We start from the raw sequence: 18,275 nt of genomic DNA, 5'->3' as shown, positions 1-18,275 counted from the left end.
GCGCGCGTGTCCGAGTTAACAGCAACAAGGACTCAGGTATGCGTTTTCATTTCCCCATCGTGATCATCGACGAGGATTTCCGCTCGGAAAACACCAGCGGTTCCGGCATCCGCGAACTCGCCGCCGCCATGGAGGCGGAGGGCATGAGCGTGATCGGCTACACCAGCTACGGCGATCTGACTTCCTTCGCCCAGCAGCAAAGCCGCGCCGCCGGTTTCATCCTGTCCATCGACGACGAGGAATTCCACACCGAAGACGCGGCGCAAGAAGCACTGGGCAAGCTCTATGGCTTCGTCGCGGAAATCCGCCGCCGCAACCCGGACATCCCGGTCTATCTGTACGGCGAAACCCGCACCGCGCGGCACATTCCCAACGACATCCTGCGCGAGCTGCACGGCTTCATCCATATGCACGAGGACACGCCGGAATTCGTCGCCCGCCACATCATCCGCGAAGCCAAAAGCTATCTGGACAGCCTGGCGCCGCCGTTCTTCCGCGCGCTGGTGGACTATGCCCACGACGGCTCCTATTCCTGGCACTGCCCCGGCCACTCCGGCGGCGTCGCCTTCCTGAAGAGCCCGGTCGGCCAGATGTTCCACCAATTCTTCGGCGAAAACATGCTGCGCGCCGACGTCTGCAACGCAGTGGACGAACTGGGCCAGCTGCTGGACCACACCGGTCCCATTGCCGCCTCGGAACGCAATGCCGCGCGCATCTTCAACGCCGACCATCTGTTCTTCGTCACCAACGGCACTTCGACTTCCAATAAAATCGTCTGGCACAGCTGCGTGGCGGCCGGCGACATCGTGCTGGTGGACCGCAACTGCCACAAATCCAATCTGCACGCCATCATGATGACCGGCGCCATTCCGGTGTTCCTGATGCCGACGCGCAACCACTACGGCATCATCGGCCCGATTCCGAAATCCGAATTCCAGCTCGACAACATCAAGAAGAAAATCCAGGCCAACCCCTTCGCCCGCGAAGCGCTGGCCAAGAACCCGCAAGCCAAGCCGCGCATCCTGACGCTGACCCAGTCCACCTACGACGGTATTCTCTACAATGTGGAAGAAATCAAGCACCTGCTGGACGGCGAAGTCGACACCCTGCACTTTGACGAGGCCTGGCTGCCGCACGCCGGCTTCCATGATTTCTACGGCGATTTCCACGCCATCGGCGAAGGCCGTCCGCGCTGCAAGGACAGCCTGATCTTCTCTACCCAGTCCACCCACAAGCTGCTGGCCGGCATCAGCCAGGCCTCGCAGATTCTGGTGCAAGACCCGGAACAACGGCAGCTGGACACCGCCTGGTTCAACGAGGCCTATCTGATGCACACCTCCACCAGCCCGCAATACTCCATCATCGCCAGCTGCGATGTGGCGGCGGCGATGATGGAGCAGCCGGGCGGACAAGCGCTGGTGGAGGAGTCGCTGGTCGAGGCGCTGGACTTCCGCCGCGCCATGCGCAAGGTCGATGAGGAATACGGCCGCGACTGGTGGTTCAGCGTCTGGGGGCCGGACGATCTGTCCGACGACGGCATCTGCGACCCGGCCGAGTGGCAGCTGCGCCCGGACGAACGCTGGCACGGCTTCGCCGGCATCGAGGATGGCTTCAATATGCTGGACCCGATCAAGGCCACGGTGCTGACCCCGGGCCTGGACGTGGACGGCAGCTTCGAAGAGATGGGCATCCCGGCCGCCATCGTCACCAAGTATCTGACCGAGCACGGCGTGGTGGTGGAAAAAACCGGCTTGTACAGCTTCTTCATCATGTTCACCATCGGCATCACCAAGGGACGCTGGAATACGCTGATCTCGCTGCTGCAGCAGTTCAAGGACGACTTCGACAAAAACCAGCCGATGTGGCGGGTGATGCCGGAGTTCATCGCCAAATACCCGCAGTACGAACGTGTCGGCCTGCGCGATCTGTGCCAGCGCGTCCACCTGCTTTACAGCAAGCACGACGTCGCACGCATCACCACCGAGATCTACCTGTCGGAAATGGAACCGGCGATGCGCCCCGCCGACGCCTTCGCCAAGATGGCCCACCGCGAGATCGAACGCGTGCCGGTGGAACAGCTGGAAGGCCGCGTCACCGCGGTGTTGTTGACGCCGTATCCGCCAGGCATTCCGCTGCTGATTCCCGGCGAGCGCTTCAACCAGACCATCGTCGACTACCTGCGCTTCGCCCAGGACTTCAACCGCGAGCTGCCCGGCTTCGAAACAGATGTCCACGGGCTGGTGGCCAGCGACATCGACGGCCGCAAGGTCTATTGCGTCGATTGCGTGAAGTGAGCATTGTGCGCCCCGGCCTCCGTCGGGGCGCACGCGTACACTTTCTGCACAATAATCCTTAACACTCCAGGCTGGCGCCGCCGCGGCGCCGTGCGATAATCGCCGCCATGATGTCATTGGACCGCCGCTACGCCCTGATCGCCTGGCTATTGCTCAGCCTGGCGGGTTGCCTATGGTTGGGCTGGCGCCAGTTTGGCGCTCTGGAACAGCGCTTTCGGCAAGAATCCTTCATCACCTTGCGCCTGCTGAGCCAGAAGGCGTCGCAACACGACGCGGTGCTGGCCACGCTGGCCGCCTCCGAACAAAGCCATTTGCCGACGGACATGCTCAAGCGCCTGCAAACGGCGATGCCGCAGCTGAGCGCCATCGGCTATTGGCGGCAACAACAATGGCACGGCGATCCCAGCGGCCTGCGCCCGCCGCTAGCCTTGCTGTGGCAGGCTCAACAGCAGCGCCAGACCATACTCGGTTTCGACGCGGCGCAGCGCTACTGGCTGCAAAGCCCCGATGGCTGGGCGCTGCTGATCGATCCTCAACGCATGCTGGCCAAGGCCGAATTGCCGGAGCCGCTGGAGAACATCTCGCTGCAACTGCGCGGCCACCGCATCGAATTGCTGCAACGCAAGGTCGGCGCCGCCGCCAATGACTGGGATTTGAGCCTGGAGCGCAAACTGCCCAGCGTCAGCCAGCCTTTCCGCCTGTCCAGCCGTACCGCCTTGAGTTGGGACAGCCTCCCTTGGCTGGAGATCCTACTGTGGAACGCGCTGCTCGCCGCCATCGCCGTCGGCTTGTACGCCTGGCACCGCCAGCGCGCATCGCAACAGCGCCAACAGCAGCAGGACCGGCTGGCGGCCCAGGCCCGACTCAATACCCTGAACGAAATGATGGCCGGCCTCGCTCAGGAACTGAACCCGCCATTGACCACCATCATCGCCAACACCCGCCAACTGGAGCGCGCGCTGGACGAACCGTCACAGCGCGGCGCCGTGCGCGACACCCTGCTCGCCACCGGCGCGCAAGCGCGCCGCGCCGCGGCGCTGATCAGCCGGCTCAGCCGCCTGCTGGCCCACCCCAAAGCGACGGAAACCACGCCGCTGGATCCCGACGCGCTGGTGAACTCATTGCTGTTTCTGCGTCAGGCCGAGTTGGCGGATCAGAACATCACGCTGGAATGGCACAATCTGAGCCCGGAAGAGTGGCCGCGCGCCGAGCGTACCGCGCTGGAGCAGATCCTGCACAATCTGGTGCAGAACGCCTGTGACGCGCTGGAGGAGCAAGGCGGCCGCATCGTGATCAGCGGTGAAAGCGACGGACACAACTACCGCTTCAAAGTCGTGGACAACGGACCCGGCATTGACGAAGCCATTCTGCCCAAGATTTTCCTGCCCTTCTTCACCACCCGCGCGCGCGGCATGGGATTGGGGCTGCCGCTATGCGAAACCCTGGCCCGTGCTCAAGGCGGCATGCTCCACGTGCAAAACGCCGCCAACGGCGGCGTCATCGCGCAACTGATATTGCCCTGGGCTAAACGCGACGCGTGACGCGGCGCGCTTCAGTCCTTGCTCGCCAACGCCAAGCGCAGTGCCAGGCCGCCGAACACCGTGGCCAGCAAATACTGCGGCAAGCGGCTTTGACCCAGTTTGTCGCCAAGCGCACGGCCGAAACGGCTGGCCGCCAGGATGATGGCGCCATTGATCAGCAGACCGATCGCATTCAGCAAGGTTGCCAGCACCATGATCTGCAAGGCCACCGGCCCAGCCTCCGGATGCACGAACTGCGGGAACAGCGCCAGCACGAAGAGCGCCATCTTGGGATTGAGCAAATTGGTGAGCAGCCCCTGGGCCATGATGCGCGGCATGGACTGCGGCGCGGCGGCGCCCGGTGCGGCCAACACGCTGCGGCTGCGCAAGGTGGTCCAGGCCAGATAGAACAGATAAGCGGCGCCGGCCAGTCGCACCGCGTCGTAGGCCAGCGGCGCCAACACGAATAATTGCGCCAGTCCAAAGGCCGCTGCCAACGCGTGACAGTAAGTGCCCAACTGAATGCCAGCCAGCGTGGCGAAACCGGCCTGGCGTCCCTGACTGGCGCTGCGGCTGGCGATCAACAACATATCCGGCCCCGGCGTTGCCGCCAGCGCAACGCAGGCGAGGCTGAACAATAATAGCGTGGACAAATCAGGCATGGCAGACATTCCGGGCGAATACAAAGCGATATGATACAAGCCGGCCCGGCGGAATCAAAGCTCACTCCAATGCCGCGCCGCGCTCCTGCAACAAGGCCCGCAACACCGAGCGGTGACAGCGCGCCTCGTCCTGACAGTAACACCCCATGGAAAAGTGACTGCCGTGCGACAGCGCCGCCAGCAAGTCCAATTCACGGCTTTGCTCCGGCGCCTTCATCTCCGCGCGATACGCCCGCTCGAACGCCTGCCATTCTGCTGCGCTCCGCGCCGCTTGCGCCAGCTTCACCAGCTCCGCGCTAGGCGCCAGATTGGGAAACCAGACATCGTACCAGTCACCGCTGGCGAACTCGCTCTTGGGCACGCCGCGCGGCGGCCGCCGAACCGTGCCGATGCGCGTGCCCTCCTGCGGGTGGCGCGGACTACCCAATTGCACGATGCGTATCGTCATAACGCGTTCTCCGGATCGACGTCGGCTGATCGCCTCGCCGCAACAACATTGTCATCGACAACCAAGCTTGAGTAGACTAAACCCCATAGCCTCGATCAGGACAGTCTCATGCAGCATTATCCACTTTATCTGTTGATGGCCGCGGCCACCGTGCTCAGCCCCGGTCCCGGCGTCTTGATGACCCTGACCAATTCGCTGCGCTTCGGCTTGCGCGGCACGCTGGGCGGCATCCTGGGCACCGCCTGCGGCTCCTTCATCGTCGCCGGCGTGTCGGCCACCAGCCTAGGGTTGCTGCTGGCCGCGTCGGCGCTGGCCTTCACCGTGATGAAATGGATAGGCGCGGCCTATTTGTTCTATCTGGGCATCAAGCTGCTGCGCGCGCCGGCCTTCCGCTTCGACGAAATACAAACCCAGCCGCGCGGCTTTGCCCGGCGTTTCGGGGAAGGCATGGCGGTACAGCTGACCAACCCAAAGTCTATCTTTTTCTTCCTGTCCATCTTCCCGCAATTCATCGACACCCAGGGCGCCTATGCGCCGCAATTCTTGCTGCTGGTCGGCTCCTTCAGCGCGCTGATCATTCTGATTCATACCGTGTACGCGCTGACCGCACAACGCGCGCGCCGCTGGCTGGCCAGCGAACGCGGCGGCAAACTGCTCAACAAGGCCGGCGGCATGACCTTCCTGCTGTTCGGCGCCCTACTCGCCAACTCCAACAAGTGAAGCGGCCTCCCATGCAACTGCAACTGGAATCTCCGCTGCAACACGATGTGCTGGCCTTGATCCGCCAGTTGGACGCTTATCAGGCGGCGCTGTATCCGGCGGAAAGCAACCACCTGATGAACCCGGCGGCGCTGGAACAGCCCCATGTGCGCTTCATCGTCGCCCGCGATGAGAACCGCGTGGCCACAGGCTGTGCCGCGCTGGTGCTACATGAGGATTACGGCGAGATCAAGCGCATGTTCGTGGCGCCGTCCCAGCGCGGCAAGGGCCTGGCCCGGGCGCTGCTGGCGCGCCTGGAGCAAGAAGCGCAGGCCGCCGGTCTCTCCGCACTGAAACTGGAAACCGGCATATCCCAGCCGGAGGCGATCGGCCTGTACCAGCGTGGCGGCTTCAGCCTGTGCTCGCCATTCGGAGCCTACCTGCCCGACCCGCTCAGCCTGTTCATGAGCAAGGTCTTATAGGCCGCCCTGGGCGCGTCGGCTACCAGCCGTTTTCCAATACCAGATGGCCCGGCGCGCTCTGCCGGCTCATCCGGTAACCCATCTTCATCAGCTGTCTATGGGTATCTTCCACCATGGCCGGATTGCCGCAGATCATGAAACGCGAGTTTTCCGGTGACATCGCCAGCCCCGCCGCCCGCTCCAAACCTCCATTGGCCAGCAAGGCCGGGATGCGTTCGTTCAACACGCCTTCCGGCGCGTCGCGCGTGACGATGGGTAAGTATTGCAGCTTGTGGCCGTGCTCGTCCCACAAGGGATGTTCGCTCAACTCGGCGATGAAATCCTGATAACTGAGCTCGCCGGCGTGCCGCACACAGTGCGCCAGCACGATGCGGTCAAAGCGTTGCCACTGAGCGGGGTCTTGCAGAATCGACAGATAGGGAGCCAAGCCGGTGCCGGTGGCCAACAGCCACAAATCCTTGCCCGGCGGCAGCCGGTCCGCCAGGAAGAAGCCCATCGCTTTCTTGTCCAGCATGACCTCGTCGCCCGGCTGCAAGCGCGCCAGTCTCGAACTGAACTGCCCGTCCGGCACCACGATGGAATAAAACTCCAGATACTCGTCGGTAACTGCTGAGCACATCGAATAGGCGCGCCATACTTGGCCGCCTTGCTCGCCCAGCGGCAGACCCAGCCGCGCGAACTGCCCTGGCTCGAAGCGGTAAGCATCGGGCCGTTGCAAACGGAAGCTGAGCAGATTGTCCGCCCAGCGCCGCAGCCACAGAATGGGTTGAACCGTGTATTTTTCTTCGATCGCCGTATCCATCACTCGTCTATACCCAAGTAAATTACTCGAGTATTGTGCGCCAGATCGCGGCAGCCTTCAAGCCCGCCGCCGCCAGCGGCTCAGCCATAAGCCGCCAGCCATTCCTGATGCAGCGTCGCCACCAGCTGCGCCGCCGGCAATTCCCGGCCAGCGGCCACATTCTCGCCGGCCCACAAGGACAGGAAGTCGCGCAGCCCAGCCTTGGCCGCCGCCGCGCGCAAAGGCCCGGTCAACGCGTTCATCACCGGGTAGGCCGGCACCAGCTCCTCCCGCTCGGCCATCAACTCCATATAACGATTGTTCAGACCGCGCGCGTGGCGGCCGGAAAACGCGCGGCTCAGCCGGGTGCTGCCGGGTGCGGCCTTGGCCAGCTCGCTTTTCCACTGCGTCGAGATACCGGATTCCGGGCAGCGCAGAAACGCGGTGCCCAACTGGCAGGCCTGGGCGCCATGACGCATCGCGGCGGCCATGTCGCGCCCGTTCATGATGCCGCCGGCGGCGATTACCGGCAGCGGCTGGTTCTGCGCCAGTTCATAGGCCAGCGACAGCATGGGCCGCAAGCTATCCTGCGGTCGGCCGATGAAGGTGCCGCGATGGCCGCCCGCCTCTCGCCCCTGCGCGCAGATCGCGTCTGCGCCCAACTCGGCCCAGGCCAGCCCTTCCGCCATATTGGTGGCGGTGCCGATCACGTCTATCTTGGCCTGCTTCAAGAGCTTGAGCTGATTGCGGTTAAGAATGCCGAAAGTGAAGCTGGCCACCGCCGGCTTGGCCTCCAACAGGGCTTCGAACTGGCGGGCGAACGGCTCGCAGAAACGTTCCGGCACCTGCGGCGTCGGCAGCCCGAGTTCCTGATGCAAGGGTGCCAGCCATTCCAAGGCTTGCTGCAAGACCTGTGGGCTGGGCACCGGATCATCCTGCACGAACAGATTGATGCCGAACGGCTTGTCGGTCAGCTTTCGCACCTCGGCGGCCTCGCTGAGCAAGCGCTCGGGCGGCAGCATCGCCGCCGCCAGAAAGCCCAGAGCGCCGGCCTGGCTGACCGCGGCCACCAATGCCGGACTGGTTGCGCCGCCCGCCATCGGCGCCTGGATTAAAGGAGTTTGCAACTGCCAGCGGCGACACAAAGCGGAAGCCATATATTTCCTCGATTACGCCCACGTGGGCGTCGGTTGAAAAACAACGCTGTCAGATTCAGTCCGCCAGAGCCTGCTCCAGATCGGCCAGGATATCGTCGATATCCTCTATGCCTATCGACAGCCTCACCCCGCCTTCGCGAATGCCCAACCGGGCTTTCTGCTCCGGCGGCATGCCGCCGTGCGACATGGTGTAGCTGTGGTTGACCAGGGATTCGACCCCTCCCAGCGACTCGGCCAGCGCGAACAATTGCAGTCGCTCTGCCAGCCGGCTGGCCGCCGCGCGGCTGTCATCCTTCAGCCAGATGCTGACGATGCCGCCGAAGCGACGCATCTGCCGCCGGGCCAGCTCATGGCCCGGATGCTCCGGCAAGCCCGGAAAGAACACCCGTTCAACCTTGGGATGCGTCTGCAAATAACGCGCCACGCGCTCGGCGTTGTCGCAATGGCGATCCATGCGCAGGTGCAGGGTCTTGATGCCGCGCAGCGTCAGGAAGCAATCCTGCGGCCCCGGCACCGCGCCGGCCGCGTTCTGGATGAATTTGATCTCGCGGTGCAGTGCTTCATCCTTGACCGCCACCAGGCCCAGCAACACGTCGGAATGCCCTGCCAGGTATTTGGTGGCGGAATGCACGACGACGTCGGCGCCCAGATCCAGCGGGTTCTGCAGATAAGGCGTGGCGAAGGTGCTGTCCACCGCCACCCGCGCGCCATGCGCATGGGCGATTTCAGCCAACGCGGCGATATCCACCATGCCCAGCAAGGGATTGGTCGGCGACTCCAGCCACAGCAGCTTGGTCTGCGCGCTGATCAGCGCCGTCAGATTGCGGCTGTCGCTCAAATCCGCGAAGCTAACCTTAATACCCGCTGGCTCCATCACCTTGCTCAACAAGCGATAAGCGCCGCCATAAAGATCCGCCACCGCGATCACCTCGTCCCCGGGCTTCAGGCAGGCGCGCAGCACCGCGTCGATGGCCGCCATGCCGCTGGCGAAGGCCAGGCCGTGGCTGGCGTTTTCCAGGCTGGCCAGGCAGGCTTCCAGCGCCGCGCGGGTGGGATTACTGGTTCGCGCGTAGACGAAGGGCATGGACTCGCCGACCTGGCCGTATTCGAACACCGAAGTCTGGTACACCGGCGGCATCACCGCCTTGCCGTGCTCGGCGTTGTCGTAGCCGGCATGAATGGATCTGGTTGCAAATTTCACGACTTTTCCTCAAAAAATCATCAGTTTGATTTCGTTGTCCGACAAACCGACCGCAATCCGCCTCTCAGCGCGACCCAGCCATGACTCTTTCATCATTATTCGGCAACTTCAAGGAAGTCGCCGCTAAAACGGTGGCTACTCCATTGATCTTGACTAAGTTTTTACTGGCTTTAGCTTTACATCCACGCGCTTTAGGACTATTTTGCAGCGTTTCGCATTCAAACAATTGTACGAATGAAGCTAGAACGCGTATTTGACATCCTGACCCGCCAACTCGAACGCCACCCGCGAACCGATTGCCTCGCCGCCAAGGCCGGCAAGGAATGGCGCAGGCTGTCGACAGAGGAAGTCGCGGACAGCGTCAACCGCTTCAGCCTGGGTCTGCTGGAATTGGGCATCGCCAGCGGCGACAAGGTCGCCATTGCCGCCGACAATTCCATAGAATGGGTGCTGGCCGATCTGGCGCTGCAACAAGTCGGCGCCATCAGCGTGCCGCTTTACCCTACCATGACCCTCGATGATGCACGCTATATCCTGTCTCATGCCGAGGTCAAGCTTGCCTTCGTAGGCAATGCCGCATTGCAACGCAAATTGCATGAGGCGCTAGGTAAATTCAGTTGCCCGATCTACGCCCTGGGCCAGATCGACGGCTGCCCGTCCTGGACAGAAATCCCCGCGCAGGCCAAGCCGGAGCGACAAGCCGAACTGGAACGCCGCCGTGACGCGATCCAACCGGACGATGTCTATACCATCATCTACACCTCCGGCACCACCGGACGCTCCAAAGGCGTGATGCTGTCGCACCGCAATGTGCTCAGCACCGTGATCGCCACCGCTGAATTCACTCGTCTGCCGCACGGCGAATGCCGTGCGCTGAGCTTTTTGCCGCTATCGCACATCTTCGAGCGCGCTGGCGTGTTCTACTATATGTACAGCAGCGCCGGCGTGTATTTCTCCAGCGTGGAATGCCTGTCCGCCGCGCTCTCCGACATCAAGCCGCATACCTTCAGCGCCGTGCCGCGCGTGCTGGAGAAAGTGCACGACAAGCTGGTGGGCAAGGCCCGCGAATTCAGCGGCTTCAAACGCCGTCTTTATTTGTGGGCGGTGGAGCGCGCCGAGCGCTTCGACCCCAATGCCCGCCGCTCGCCGTTGGAAGCCGCCAAGCACGCTCTGGCCGACAAGCTGGTCTACCGCAAATGGCGCGCCGCGATGGGCGGCGAACTCAAATGGATCAATGTAGGCTCCGCCGCGCTGCAACCACGATTGGCTCGCCTGTTCTGGGCCTGCGGCGTATCGGTGGCGGAAGGCTACGGCATGACCGAATCCGCGCCGGTGATTTCCGCCAACCCGTTCAACGCCAGGGACACCCGCATCGGCAGCGTGGGCCTGCCGCTGCCCGGGGTTGAACTACGCTTGGCCGACGATGGCGAAATCCTGGTGCGCGGCGACAATGTGATGCTCGGCTATTACAAGGAGCCGGAACTCACCACCGAAGTCTTGAAGGACGGCTGGCTGCACACCGGCGACATCGGTGTGCTTGAGCATGGCTACCTGCGCATCACCGACCGCAAGAAAGAAATGTTCAAGACCAGCAACGGCAAATACATCGCGCCGCAAGCGCTGGAGAACAAGCTGAAGGAATCTGCCTTTATCGACCAGATCATGGTGGTGGGCGACGGCCAGAAATACGCGGCGGCGCTGATCGTCCCGCTGTACGAGAAGCTAAAGGAATGGTGCGCCGAGCATGGCATCGCCTACACCACCGACAGCGAAATGAGCTGCCATCCCAAGATCGTCGAGCTGATAGACCGCGAGATCAAGCGATTCAACCGCTACTTCGGCAACTGGGAGCACATCAAGAAATTCGCGCTAATCGACAAGCCCTGGTGCGTCGATGCCGGTGAATTGGCGCCCACGCTGAAGCTGCGCCGCAAGGTGATCGCCGAGCGCTGCCGGGCGATGATAGAAAACCTGTACGCGCCGGCCTGAGCTCGCGCTCCAGAAACGACACAGCCCCGCATCGCGGGGCTTTTGCTTTTCAACGCTTGTGCGCCAGTTCCAGGCGTTGCTCCACATAGCGCTGCACCCGCTCGAAGCTGGCGCTCAACACCCAGTAGATGGCCGCCGCCGCCAGATAGAGCGGCAGGGGCTGGAAGGTCTGGGCTATCACTTCCTTGGTTGCCAGCATCAATTCGGTCACGGTAATCACCGAGACCAGCGAGGTGTCCTTGATCAGACTAATCAAGGAGTTGGACAGACTCGGCACCGCCAGTCGCAAAGCCTGAGGCGCGATGATGTGGCGCATGGTCTGCCACCAGCTCAAGCCCAGCGACAAGCCGGCATCCCATTGGCCACGATGCACGCCGGCAATGCCGCCACGCAGGCTCTCCGACAAATAGGCGGCCACGTTCAGTGTCAGCGCCAGAATGCCCGCCGTCACCGGCCCCAGTTCGATGCCGGCTCCGGGCAGGCCATAATAGATGACGAAAATCTGCACCAATAAAGGGGTACCACGCATCGCGCTGACATAGAAGGCCGCCAATTGCGCCAGCAGCGGCACCTGCGCCACCCGCAGCAAGGCCACGAGGAAGCCCAGCGCCAGGCCCAGCACCATGGCCACCACCGCGAACAGCAGTGTCAGCCCCGCGCCTTGCAGCAGCACCGGCAGCGCCGACTCCAGCAGCACAATCCAGTCAGTCATTCATGTTTTCCCTAAAAAACCGACGCCCCCGCACAAGCAGGGGCGTCTTACTTCATAAATTCTAATACGAATTACTTATTATTTCTTCGCTGCCGCCGGCGCTTTCGACACGTCGATGCCGAACCATTTGACCGAGATCTTCTTGAAGCTGCCGTCGGCCTTCATATCGCCCAGCGCCTTGTCTATCGCCGCCTTGAACTGCGGATTGTTCTTGGCGAACGGGATAGCCATCGTCGCCACCTCGCCCACCGGCGCGCCGGCCTTCAAGGGCAACTTGGCCTGCTTGATGGCGAAGGGGATCAGCAAGCTGTCGTTCAGCGCCGCGTCCACGCGGCCGCTGGCCAGATCCTGCAGGTATTCCGGCGCGCCGGGATAGGTTTTCACCTCGATGCCGGCCACCGCCTTGGCCATATCGGCGTAATTGCTGCCCTGGCCCACGCCCAGCTTCTTGCCTTTCAGGTCCGCCAGGCTCTTGAAAACGCGGCTCTCGTTCTTGCGTACGATCAACTGCGCGCTGGAGTAGGTGTAGGGCTGCGAGAAGTCGAACACGTCCTTGCGTTTGTCGGTCACGCCCACCTGATTGACCACGATGTCGAACTTGCCGGCCTGCAAGCCCGCCAGCAGGCCGCTCCACTCCGCCGTGGTGAATTCCGGCTTCACTTTCAGACGCTTGGCGATTTCAGTGGCGATCTCGACATCGAAACCCGTCAGCTGCTGTTTGGCGTCCTTGAAGTTGAACGGCGGATACGTGCCCTCCAACGCGATTTTCAGGCTGCCGCGCTGCTTGACCGTATCCAGCAAGTCCGCCGCGAACACCTGGCCAGCCAGGCCCGCCATTACGAGAAGCGTCATCAGCTTGCGCATATCAATATAACCTTTGGTAATTTTGAAAAACAAAATAGTCAAAAGCGAGAATATCACTAGCCGTTGGCGCTGCCAAGTTCTAGATAGAACAATGGCCGCGAAAAGCGGCCATGATGTCAATTCACCCCTACTCGGCGTGCAAGCGCTGGCGCAGCGTTGCCCCCAACTTACGCCCCAAGCCAATCAATACCGCCAAGACCAAGCCTCCCAGACCGGCCAGCAACACGATCATAGTCCGTTTCGGTCCCGCCTTTTCCAAAGGGGGGCTTGCCGGCAACACCACCTGCACATCCTGCGACATCAACGCTCTGGCCACCGAAGCCTGCTTCTGCAGCTCCTCCAACGTGGCCTGATAGAAGAACAAATCACGCATCGTAGCCAACTGCCTCGGAGAGATGGACTTGACCTGCGGATTGCTGCGCTCCAATTCCGCGCGCAGTTGCAATAAAGACGACTGTACCGGGCTATTCCCTTCCATTTGCTGAGCATTCATTTGCGCTTCCAAGCGCGCGAAACTCTCGATCACACGCGCCGATCCGCTGTTCAGGAAGGTCTCGGCTACCGCGCCCAGCTGCTTCTGCTCGCGCTTCGCTCCCGACACCTGACCTTGCACCACCTTGATCCGCTCCTGCAGCACCAGGTATTTCTTGCTCTGTTCCGTCACGTGCAAGCCCAGAATCCGCTGCCGGGTCTGCTCTACCAAGTAGTTGGCGAGCCGGGCGGCAAATGCCGCGTCCACATCCTGGACCGAGACTTCAAGCAAACCGTCTTTGCCCGCGGAAACTCTGAGATTGTCCAACAAACTGAGCTTGGCCTTGTCCGCGCCAGTCACGCCGTAATGCTTGGCCAGCTCAAAATGAGCCGCCGCTTCGCCCAGCATCACATTATCCTTCAACACGCTGGCGCCGCCCTGAGGACCCAACGGCGCGGGCACGAGGAGCAGAGATGTCGCCGCATACCTGTCCTCCATATTCAACACTACGGCCACCGCCGCCAGCGCGGCGATGATGGGGAGGAAAACCATCAAACGCCATTGTTCTTTACAGAAACGAATAATATCAATCAGACTAATCTCATCAGCGACTTCAGCTTGGCGTTCCAAAACGTGTTCCCTTTTATTTACATCCAGTCGGCACTATTTTGCCGCATCTCAGTAGGCTTACAAAAATAAAGGCATGAGCCAGAGCTGCATGCCTTTATTTCGATCCGATAAGATCACACGTTAAATAAGAAGTTCATCACATCGCCATCCTGCACCACGTACTCCTTGCCTTCGGCGCGCATCTTGCCGGCCTCCTTGGCCTTGGCCTCGCCGCCCAGCGCGATGAAGTCGGCATAGGCGATGGTCTGCGCGCGGATGAAGCCGCGTTCGAAATCGGTGTGAATCACGCCGGCCGCTTGCGGTGCGGTGTCGCCGATATGAATCGTCCAGGCTCGCACTTCCTTAACGCCGGCGGTGAAGTAGGTCTGCAGACCCAGCAGCTTGTAACCCGCGCGGATCAGGCGGTCCAGGCCCGGCTCTTCCAGGCCCAGCGTTTCCAGGAACTCGGCCTTGTCGGCATCATCCAGTTCCGCGATTTCGGATTCAATCGCCGCGCACAAGGCCACCACCGGCGCGCCCTCCTTGTCGGCCAACTGCTGCACCCGCTCCAGCAAGGGATTGTTGCTGAAACCGTCTTCGGCCACATTGGCCACATACATCGCCGGCTTGATCGTCAGCAGGCACAGCGGCTTGATCAACGCATTTTCTTCCGGGCTCAAGTCCAGCGAACGCGCCGGCAGACCCTGATCCAGATGCGGCACCAGCTTTTCCAGCACCGCGATCAAGGCACGCGCGTCCTTGTCGCCGGACTTGGCGCGCTTGCCTTCGCGCGTCATCGCCTTTTCCACCGCGGACAGATCGGCCAGCGCCAGTTCGGTGCCTATGGTCTCGATGTCGGCGATAGGATCTACCTTGCCCGCGACGTGAACGATATTCTCATCTTCGAAACAGCGCACCACGTTGACGATGGCGTCGGTCTCGCGGATGTTGGCCAGGAACTGGTTACCCAGGCCCTCGCCCTTGGAGGCGCCCGCCACTAGCCCGGCAATGTCGACGAACTCAACGATGGCCGGCTGAACGCGTTGCGGATTGATGATCTTGGCCAATTCGGCCAAGCGCTGATCCGGCACTTCCACGATGCCGACATTGGGCTCGATGGTGCAGAACGGATAGTTGGCGGCTTCGATGCCGGCCTTGGTCAGCGCATTGAACAGGGTGGACTTGCCCACATTGGGCAGGCCGACGATACCGCATTTCAGACTCATGTCCGCATTCCTTCGAATTCTTGAAAAATCTTGTTCTGCCGCAGCATAGCGGCAAGCCGGCGATTTGCCCAGCGGCTCATTTGGCCGCCGTGTGCAATTCCTTCATCGCCGCCGCCATCTTGCCGCCGATGGCCGCCGGCAATTGCCGCAGCGCCTGCTCGATCGCCTCGTCCAGCGCCTGCTGTTCCTCGGCGCGTGGCTTCTTCAGCACGAAATTGGCGACTTCGTTGCGGTCTCCCGGATGGCCGATCCCCAGGCGCAAACGCCAGAAGGCCGGCGAGCTCAGCCGCGCGGCGATGTCCTTCAAACCATTGTGGCCGCCGTGGCCGCCGCCTTGCTTGAAGCGGGCCGCGCCGGGCGGCAGGTCCAGCTCATCGTGCACGACGAGGATCTGGTCCGGCAGAATCTTGTAAAAATGGGCCAGCGCCAACACCGCTTGCCCGGACAGGTTCATATAGGTCATGGGCTTGAGCAGCCAGACGTCCTGGCCATCGATATCCACGCGGGCGACGTCGCCTTGAAACTTGCCTTCCGTGCGCCAGTTGCCCTTATAGCGCCAGCACAACTCGTCCACCAGCCAGAAGCCAGCGTTGTGACGGGTTCTATCGTATTCGGCGCCGGGGTTGCCCAGGCCGACTATCAGGCGAATGCCGGACATATTCTCTGTTCCAAATGAAAAAGCTCGTTGCGGGCCGACGGCTAGCAACGAGCTTTTCAACCGTTACCGTCAGACGGCACGGCAGCTAGATTACACGCGAGCGAAGTCGATGTGCATTACTTGCTGTTTGTACGGGTGCATTTGGAACGCAGCCACTTTAACTTGTTCTTTCTGGCCGTCGATGACCAGATCCAGAACGGAAGTGTGGAACGCTTCGTTCTTCAGCGCGTAGTACATGGTGTTGTGGTCCAGAACGATGGATACGGCTTCTTTGGAAGCGCCGTAAACAACGGCCGGAACCTGGCCGGCGTGACGCAGGCGGCGGCTCGCACTCGTACCCGACTCTTCACGCTTGCTGGCGGTATATTCAAAAGACATGGCAAAACTCCAGTTTCAGATTAAAAGCACCCGGCCCGCCGCGACCAGCGGGCCCGATGTTCACGGCAGGCAGGCGCCCGCCGCAACCAGTTCCTCATTGAAGAGGTAAGACACCGATTCTTCGTTGTTGATCCGGCGCAGCGTCTCGGCCAGCAGGCCGGCGATGGAGGCCACCCGGATGTTCGGGCAGGCTTTGGCCTCGGCGGTCAACGGGATGGTGTCGGTCACCACCACCATATCGATGTCGGAATTCTTGATGCGATCGATCGCCTGACCGGAGAAGATCGGGTGAGTCGCATAGGCCAGCACGCGCTGGGCGCCGCGCTCCTTCAGAGCGCTGGCCGCCTTGCACAGGGTGTTGGCGGTGTCGATCATGTCGTCGACGATCAGGCAAGTACGGCCGGACACGTCGCCGATGATATTCATCACCTCGGCCACATTGGCCTTGGGACGACGCTTGTCGATGATGGCCAGGTCGGTGTTCAAGGCCTTGGCCATCGCGCGGGCGCGCACCACGCCGCCCACGTCCGGGCTGACCACGATCAGGTCTTCGATGCGCTGCGAACGGATGTCCTTCAGCAGCACCGGCGTCGCGTAAACGTTGTCCACCGGGATATCGAAGAAACCCTGGATCTGGTCGGCATGCAGATCGACGGTGAGCACGCGATCGATGCCGGCGCTGGTCAGCATATTGGCCACCAGCTTGGCGGAGATCGGCACCCGGGCGGAGCGCGGACGGCGATCCTGGCGCGCATAGCCGAAGTACGGAATTGCTGCGGTAATACGACCGGCCGAAGCGCGTTTCAACGCGTCGGCCATAGTCAGGATTTCCATCAGATTGTCATTGGTCGGCGCACAGGTCGATTGCAGAATGAAGACGTCGCGTCCGCGGACGTTTTCCAGCAGCTCCACCGCCACTTCGCCATCGCTGAACTTGCCGACATCGGCGCGTCCCAACGAGATATCCAGATGTTTGACTACGTTTTGGGCCAGTTCCGGGTTCGCGGTCCCGGTGAATACCATCAAACTGTCGTATGCCGCCATGATTCGTGTGCCTTAGCTAGATAAAGAAAAAGCGTGTAAGGGATTCTTACACGCTTTTTTCATGCTCTCTCTTATTGAGAGAAAGTCTTGGCTGGGGAGGTAGGGATCGAACCTACGAATGCCGGAATCAAAATCCGGTGCCTTACCACTTGGCGACTCCCCAGTAACCTTTATTCAGCGCTGTCGATTAAGGGATGGACATCGAGTCCTTTTGCTAAAAACCCCTTATATTTTATCGACACCGCCTGATAAACTTTATCGGCTTCGTCTTTTGACTGGCACTCCAGAAACACACAGGAACCGGAACCAGTCATCAGCGGCGAACCATATTTTCTTAATTCGGTCAGCACTTCATTCACCGCTGGGTACATATTCGAAACAACGTTTTGCAGATCGTTTCGTCGTCGCTGCGTTGTTTCGAGGATTCGCATTATGCCGACGACCCCTACCTCTGTCAACACCTCTTGCGAAAAATTTTGAAATACTTTGCCGGTGGGCACCTGCACCTGAGGGTGAATTACCACATACCATGCCGGCTTCAATTTGATTTCATTCAGTTTTTCGCCAACGCCGGTGGCCAGCGCGCTGCGCCCGAAAATAAACACCGGAACGTCCGCGCCCAGCTTCAAGCCCAGTTCCTGCAAAGTCGCCCGCGGCAGATTCAGTCCCCACATACGATTCAAGGCCAGCAAAACGGTGGCGGCGTCGGAGCTTCCGCCGCCCAAACCGCCGCCCATCGGTATCTTTTTGTCCAGACGAATGGCCACGCCCAGCCCGCACTGGGCATGGGCCTGCAATAGACGCGCCGCGCGCACCGTCAGGTCCTGCTCCGGGTCCACGCCGGCGATCGGCGTCTCCAGCACGATGCGGCCGTCGTCGCGCAAGGCCAGCGACACGGTGTCGCTGAAGTCAACGAAGCGGAACACCGTCTCCAGCAAATGATAGCCGTCCGGGCGCTTGCCGACGACGTGCAATAAGAGATTGAGCTTGGCCGGGGCCGGAAAGTCTTGGAATACGGGGGAACTCATCAACAGAACACCATGGCAATCAATAGAAATAATACGGAGGACGCGACGCGC

The 18,275-nt window shown here is 61.4% G+C and carries 18 protein-coding genes and 1 tRNA gene; 5 read left to right on the top strand and 14 right to left on the bottom strand.

Annotated elements, in window-relative coordinates:
- Positions 1 to 38 precede the first annotated feature (38 nt).
- Both VI26_RS09585 and VI26_RS09580 read left to right on the top strand, forming a co-directional pair.
- Positions 39 to 2,294, top strand: a complete 2,256-nt coding sequence (locus tag VI26_RS09585) for an arginine/lysine/ornithine decarboxylase (protein WP_048409496.1) — start codon at positions 39 to 41, stop codon at positions 2,292 to 2,294.
- 107 nt (positions 2,295 to 2,401) lie between these two features.
- Positions 2,402 to 3,835 (top strand): ATP-binding protein, encoded by a 1,434-nt coding sequence (locus tag VI26_RS09580; protein ID WP_048409495.1) that lies wholly within the window; start codon positions 2,402 to 2,404, stop codon positions 3,833 to 3,835.
- Positions 3,836 to 3,846: 11 nt separating this feature from the next.
- Here VI26_RS09580 and VI26_RS09575 read toward each other — a convergent pair whose 3' ends face one another.
- The gene (locus VI26_RS09575) at positions 3,847 to 4,476 is read right to left on the bottom strand and encodes a LysE family translocator (protein WP_048409494.1); all 630 of its coding nucleotides are present in this window, start codon (positions 4,474 to 4,476) and stop codon (positions 3,847 to 3,849) included.
- 61 nt (positions 4,477 to 4,537) lie between these two features.
- Positions 4,538 to 4,924 (bottom strand): DUF488 domain-containing protein, encoded by a 387-nt coding sequence (locus VI26_RS09570; RefSeq protein ID WP_048409493.1) that lies wholly within the window; start codon positions 4,922 to 4,924, stop codon positions 4,538 to 4,540.
- Positions 4,925 to 5,032: 108 nt separating this feature from the next.
- Between VI26_RS09570 and VI26_RS09565 the strand changes: the two genes are divergently transcribed.
- On the top strand, positions 5,033 to 5,644 hold the full coding sequence (locus VI26_RS09565) for a LysE family translocator (protein WP_048409492.1): 612 nt from the start codon (positions 5,033 to 5,035) through the stop codon (positions 5,642 to 5,644).
- Positions 5,645 to 5,655: 11 nt separating this feature from the next.
- Positions 5,656 to 6,105, top strand: coding sequence for a GNAT family N-acetyltransferase (locus tag VI26_RS09560; RefSeq protein ID WP_048409491.1), 450 nt, complete (start codon positions 5,656 to 5,658; stop codon positions 6,103 to 6,105).
- A 19-nt stretch (positions 6,106 to 6,124) separates the two neighbouring features.
- Here the strand turns inward: VI26_RS09560 and VI26_RS09555 are convergent, their stop codons facing one another.
- The 3 genes from VI26_RS09555 to VI26_RS09545 form a co-directional block, all read right to left on the bottom strand.
- On the bottom strand, positions 6,125 to 6,907 hold the full coding sequence (locus VI26_RS09555) for a ferredoxin--NADP reductase (protein ID WP_048409490.1): 783 nt from the start codon (positions 6,905 to 6,907) through the stop codon (positions 6,125 to 6,127).
- An 80-nt stretch (positions 6,908 to 6,987) separates the two neighbouring features.
- Complete coding sequence (locus tag VI26_RS09550) at positions 6,988 to 8,043, bottom strand: nitronate monooxygenase family protein (RefSeq protein WP_048409489.1); 1,056 nt, start codon at positions 8,041 to 8,043, stop codon at positions 6,988 to 6,990.
- 55 nt (positions 8,044 to 8,098) lie between these two features.
- Entirely contained in the window at positions 8,099 to 9,244 is a 1,146-nt protein-coding gene (locus VI26_RS09545) for a PLP-dependent aspartate aminotransferase family protein (protein ID WP_048409488.1), read from the bottom strand.
- 234 nt (positions 9,245 to 9,478) lie between these two features.
- Between VI26_RS09545 and VI26_RS09540 the strand changes: the two genes are divergently transcribed.
- Positions 9,479 to 11,233 (top strand): long-chain fatty acid--CoA ligase, encoded by a 1,755-nt coding sequence (locus tag VI26_RS09540; protein WP_048409487.1) that lies wholly within the window; start codon positions 9,479 to 9,481, stop codon positions 11,231 to 11,233.
- A gap of 49 nt (positions 11,234 to 11,282) precedes the next feature.
- Here the strand turns inward: VI26_RS09540 and VI26_RS09535 are convergent, their stop codons facing one another.
- From VI26_RS09535 to ispE, 9 genes are all read right to left on the bottom strand, one after another.
- On the bottom strand, positions 11,283 to 11,945 hold the full coding sequence (locus VI26_RS09535; RefSeq protein ID WP_048409486.1) for an amino acid ABC transporter permease: 663 nt from the start codon (positions 11,943 to 11,945) through the stop codon (positions 11,283 to 11,285).
- A 78-nt stretch (positions 11,946 to 12,023) separates the two neighbouring features.
- Positions 12,024 to 12,797 (bottom strand): transporter substrate-binding domain-containing protein, encoded by a 774-nt coding sequence (locus tag VI26_RS09530; RefSeq protein WP_231580992.1) that lies wholly within the window; start codon positions 12,795 to 12,797, stop codon positions 12,024 to 12,026.
- A 139-nt stretch (positions 12,798 to 12,936) separates the two neighbouring features.
- The gene (locus VI26_RS09525; RefSeq protein ID WP_156183823.1) at positions 12,937 to 13,911 is read right to left on the bottom strand and encodes a hypothetical protein; all 975 of its coding nucleotides are present in this window, start codon (positions 13,909 to 13,911) and stop codon (positions 12,937 to 12,939) included.
- A 113-nt stretch (positions 13,912 to 14,024) separates the two neighbouring features.
- Complete coding sequence (gene ychF / locus VI26_RS09520; RefSeq protein ID WP_048409484.1) at positions 14,025 to 15,116, bottom strand: redox-regulated ATPase YchF; 1,092 nt, start codon at positions 15,114 to 15,116, stop codon at positions 14,025 to 14,027.
- A 76-nt stretch (positions 15,117 to 15,192) separates the two neighbouring features.
- The gene (pth, locus tag VI26_RS09515; protein ID WP_048409483.1) at positions 15,193 to 15,774 is read right to left on the bottom strand and encodes an aminoacyl-tRNA hydrolase; all 582 of its coding nucleotides are present in this window, start codon (positions 15,772 to 15,774) and stop codon (positions 15,193 to 15,195) included.
- A 90-nt stretch (positions 15,775 to 15,864) separates the two neighbouring features.
- Complete coding sequence (rplY, locus tag VI26_RS09510; RefSeq protein WP_043589895.1) at positions 15,865 to 16,152, bottom strand: 50S ribosomal protein L25; 288 nt, start codon at positions 16,150 to 16,152, stop codon at positions 15,865 to 15,867.
- Positions 16,153 to 16,212: 60 nt separating this feature from the next.
- Entirely contained in the window at positions 16,213 to 17,196 is a 984-nt protein-coding gene (locus tag VI26_RS09505) for a ribose-phosphate pyrophosphokinase (RefSeq protein ID WP_043589892.1), read from the bottom strand.
- An 88-nt stretch (positions 17,197 to 17,284) separates the two neighbouring features.
- Positions 17,285 to 17,359, bottom strand: a tRNA-Gln gene (locus VI26_RS09500).
- Between the two features lie 7 nt (positions 17,360 to 17,366).
- A complete protein-coding gene (gene ispE / locus VI26_RS09495) occupies positions 17,367 to 18,224 on the bottom strand; it encodes a 4-(cytidine 5'-diphospho)-2-C-methyl-D-erythritol kinase (RefSeq protein WP_048409482.1) in 858 nt (285 codons plus the stop codon).
- Positions 18,225 to 18,275: the final 51 nt, after the last annotated feature.

Source organism: Chromobacterium sp. LK1, from assembly GCF_001043555.1.
In the GTDB taxonomy this organism is placed as follows: domain Bacteria; phylum Pseudomonadota; class Gammaproteobacteria; order Burkholderiales; family Chromobacteriaceae; genus Chromobacterium; species Chromobacterium aquaticum.
Note: the sequence above shows the minus strand (reverse complement) of the source record. Positions and strands in the feature narration are given on the sequence as shown.

Bases quoted from the DNA above. Each gene is read 5' to 3' on its own strand.
- VI26_RS09585 (WP_048409496.1), top strand. From the start codon at position 39: ATGCGTTTTCATTTCCCCATCGTGATCATCGACGAGGATTTCCGCTCG.
- VI26_RS09580 (WP_048409495.1), top strand. From the start codon at position 2,402: ATGATGTCATTGGACCGCCGCTACGCCCTGATCGCCTGGCTATTGCTC.
- VI26_RS09575 (WP_048409494.1), bottom strand. From the start codon at position 4,476: ATGCCTGATTTGTCCACGCTATTATTGTTCAGCCTCGCCTGCGTTGCG.
- VI26_RS09570 (WP_048409493.1), bottom strand. From the start codon at position 4,924: ATGACGATACGCATCGTGCAATTGGGTAGTCCGCGCCACCCGCAGGAG.
- VI26_RS09565 (WP_048409492.1), top strand. From the start codon at position 5,033: ATGCAGCATTATCCACTTTATCTGTTGATGGCCGCGGCCACCGTGCTC.
- VI26_RS09560 (WP_048409491.1), top strand. From the start codon at position 5,656: ATGCAACTGCAACTGGAATCTCCGCTGCAACACGATGTGCTGGCCTTG.
- VI26_RS09555 (WP_048409490.1), bottom strand. From the start codon at position 6,907: ATGGATACGGCGATCGAAGAAAAATACACGGTTCAACCCATTCTGTGG.
- VI26_RS09550 (WP_048409489.1), bottom strand. From the start codon at position 8,043: ATGGCTTCCGCTTTGTGTCGCCGCTGGCAGTTGCAAACTCCTTTAATC.
- VI26_RS09540 (WP_048409487.1), top strand. From the start codon at position 9,479: ATGAAGCTAGAACGCGTATTTGACATCCTGACCCGCCAACTCGAACGC.
- VI26_RS09535 (WP_048409486.1), bottom strand. From the start codon at position 11,945: ATGACTGACTGGATTGTGCTGCTGGAGTCGGCGCTGCCGGTGCTGCTG.
- VI26_RS09530 (WP_231580992.1), bottom strand. From the start codon at position 12,797: ATGACGCTTCTCGTAATGGCGGGCCTGGCTGGCCAGGTGTTCGCGGCG.
- ychF (WP_048409484.1), bottom strand. From the start codon at position 15,116: ATGAGTCTGAAATGCGGTATCGTCGGCCTGCCCAATGTGGGCAAGTCC.
- pth (WP_048409483.1), bottom strand. From the start codon at position 15,774: ATGTCCGGCATTCGCCTGATAGTCGGCCTGGGCAACCCCGGCGCCGAA.
- rplY (WP_043589895.1), bottom strand. From the start codon at position 16,152: ATGTCTTTTGAATATACCGCCAGCAAGCGTGAAGAGTCGGGTACGAGT.
- VI26_RS09505 (WP_043589892.1), bottom strand. From the start codon at position 17,196: ATGGCGGCATACGACAGTTTGATGGTATTCACCGGGACCGCGAACCCG.
- ispE (WP_048409482.1), bottom strand. From the start codon at position 18,224: ATGAGTTCCCCCGTATTCCAAGACTTTCCGGCCCCGGCCAAGCTCAAT.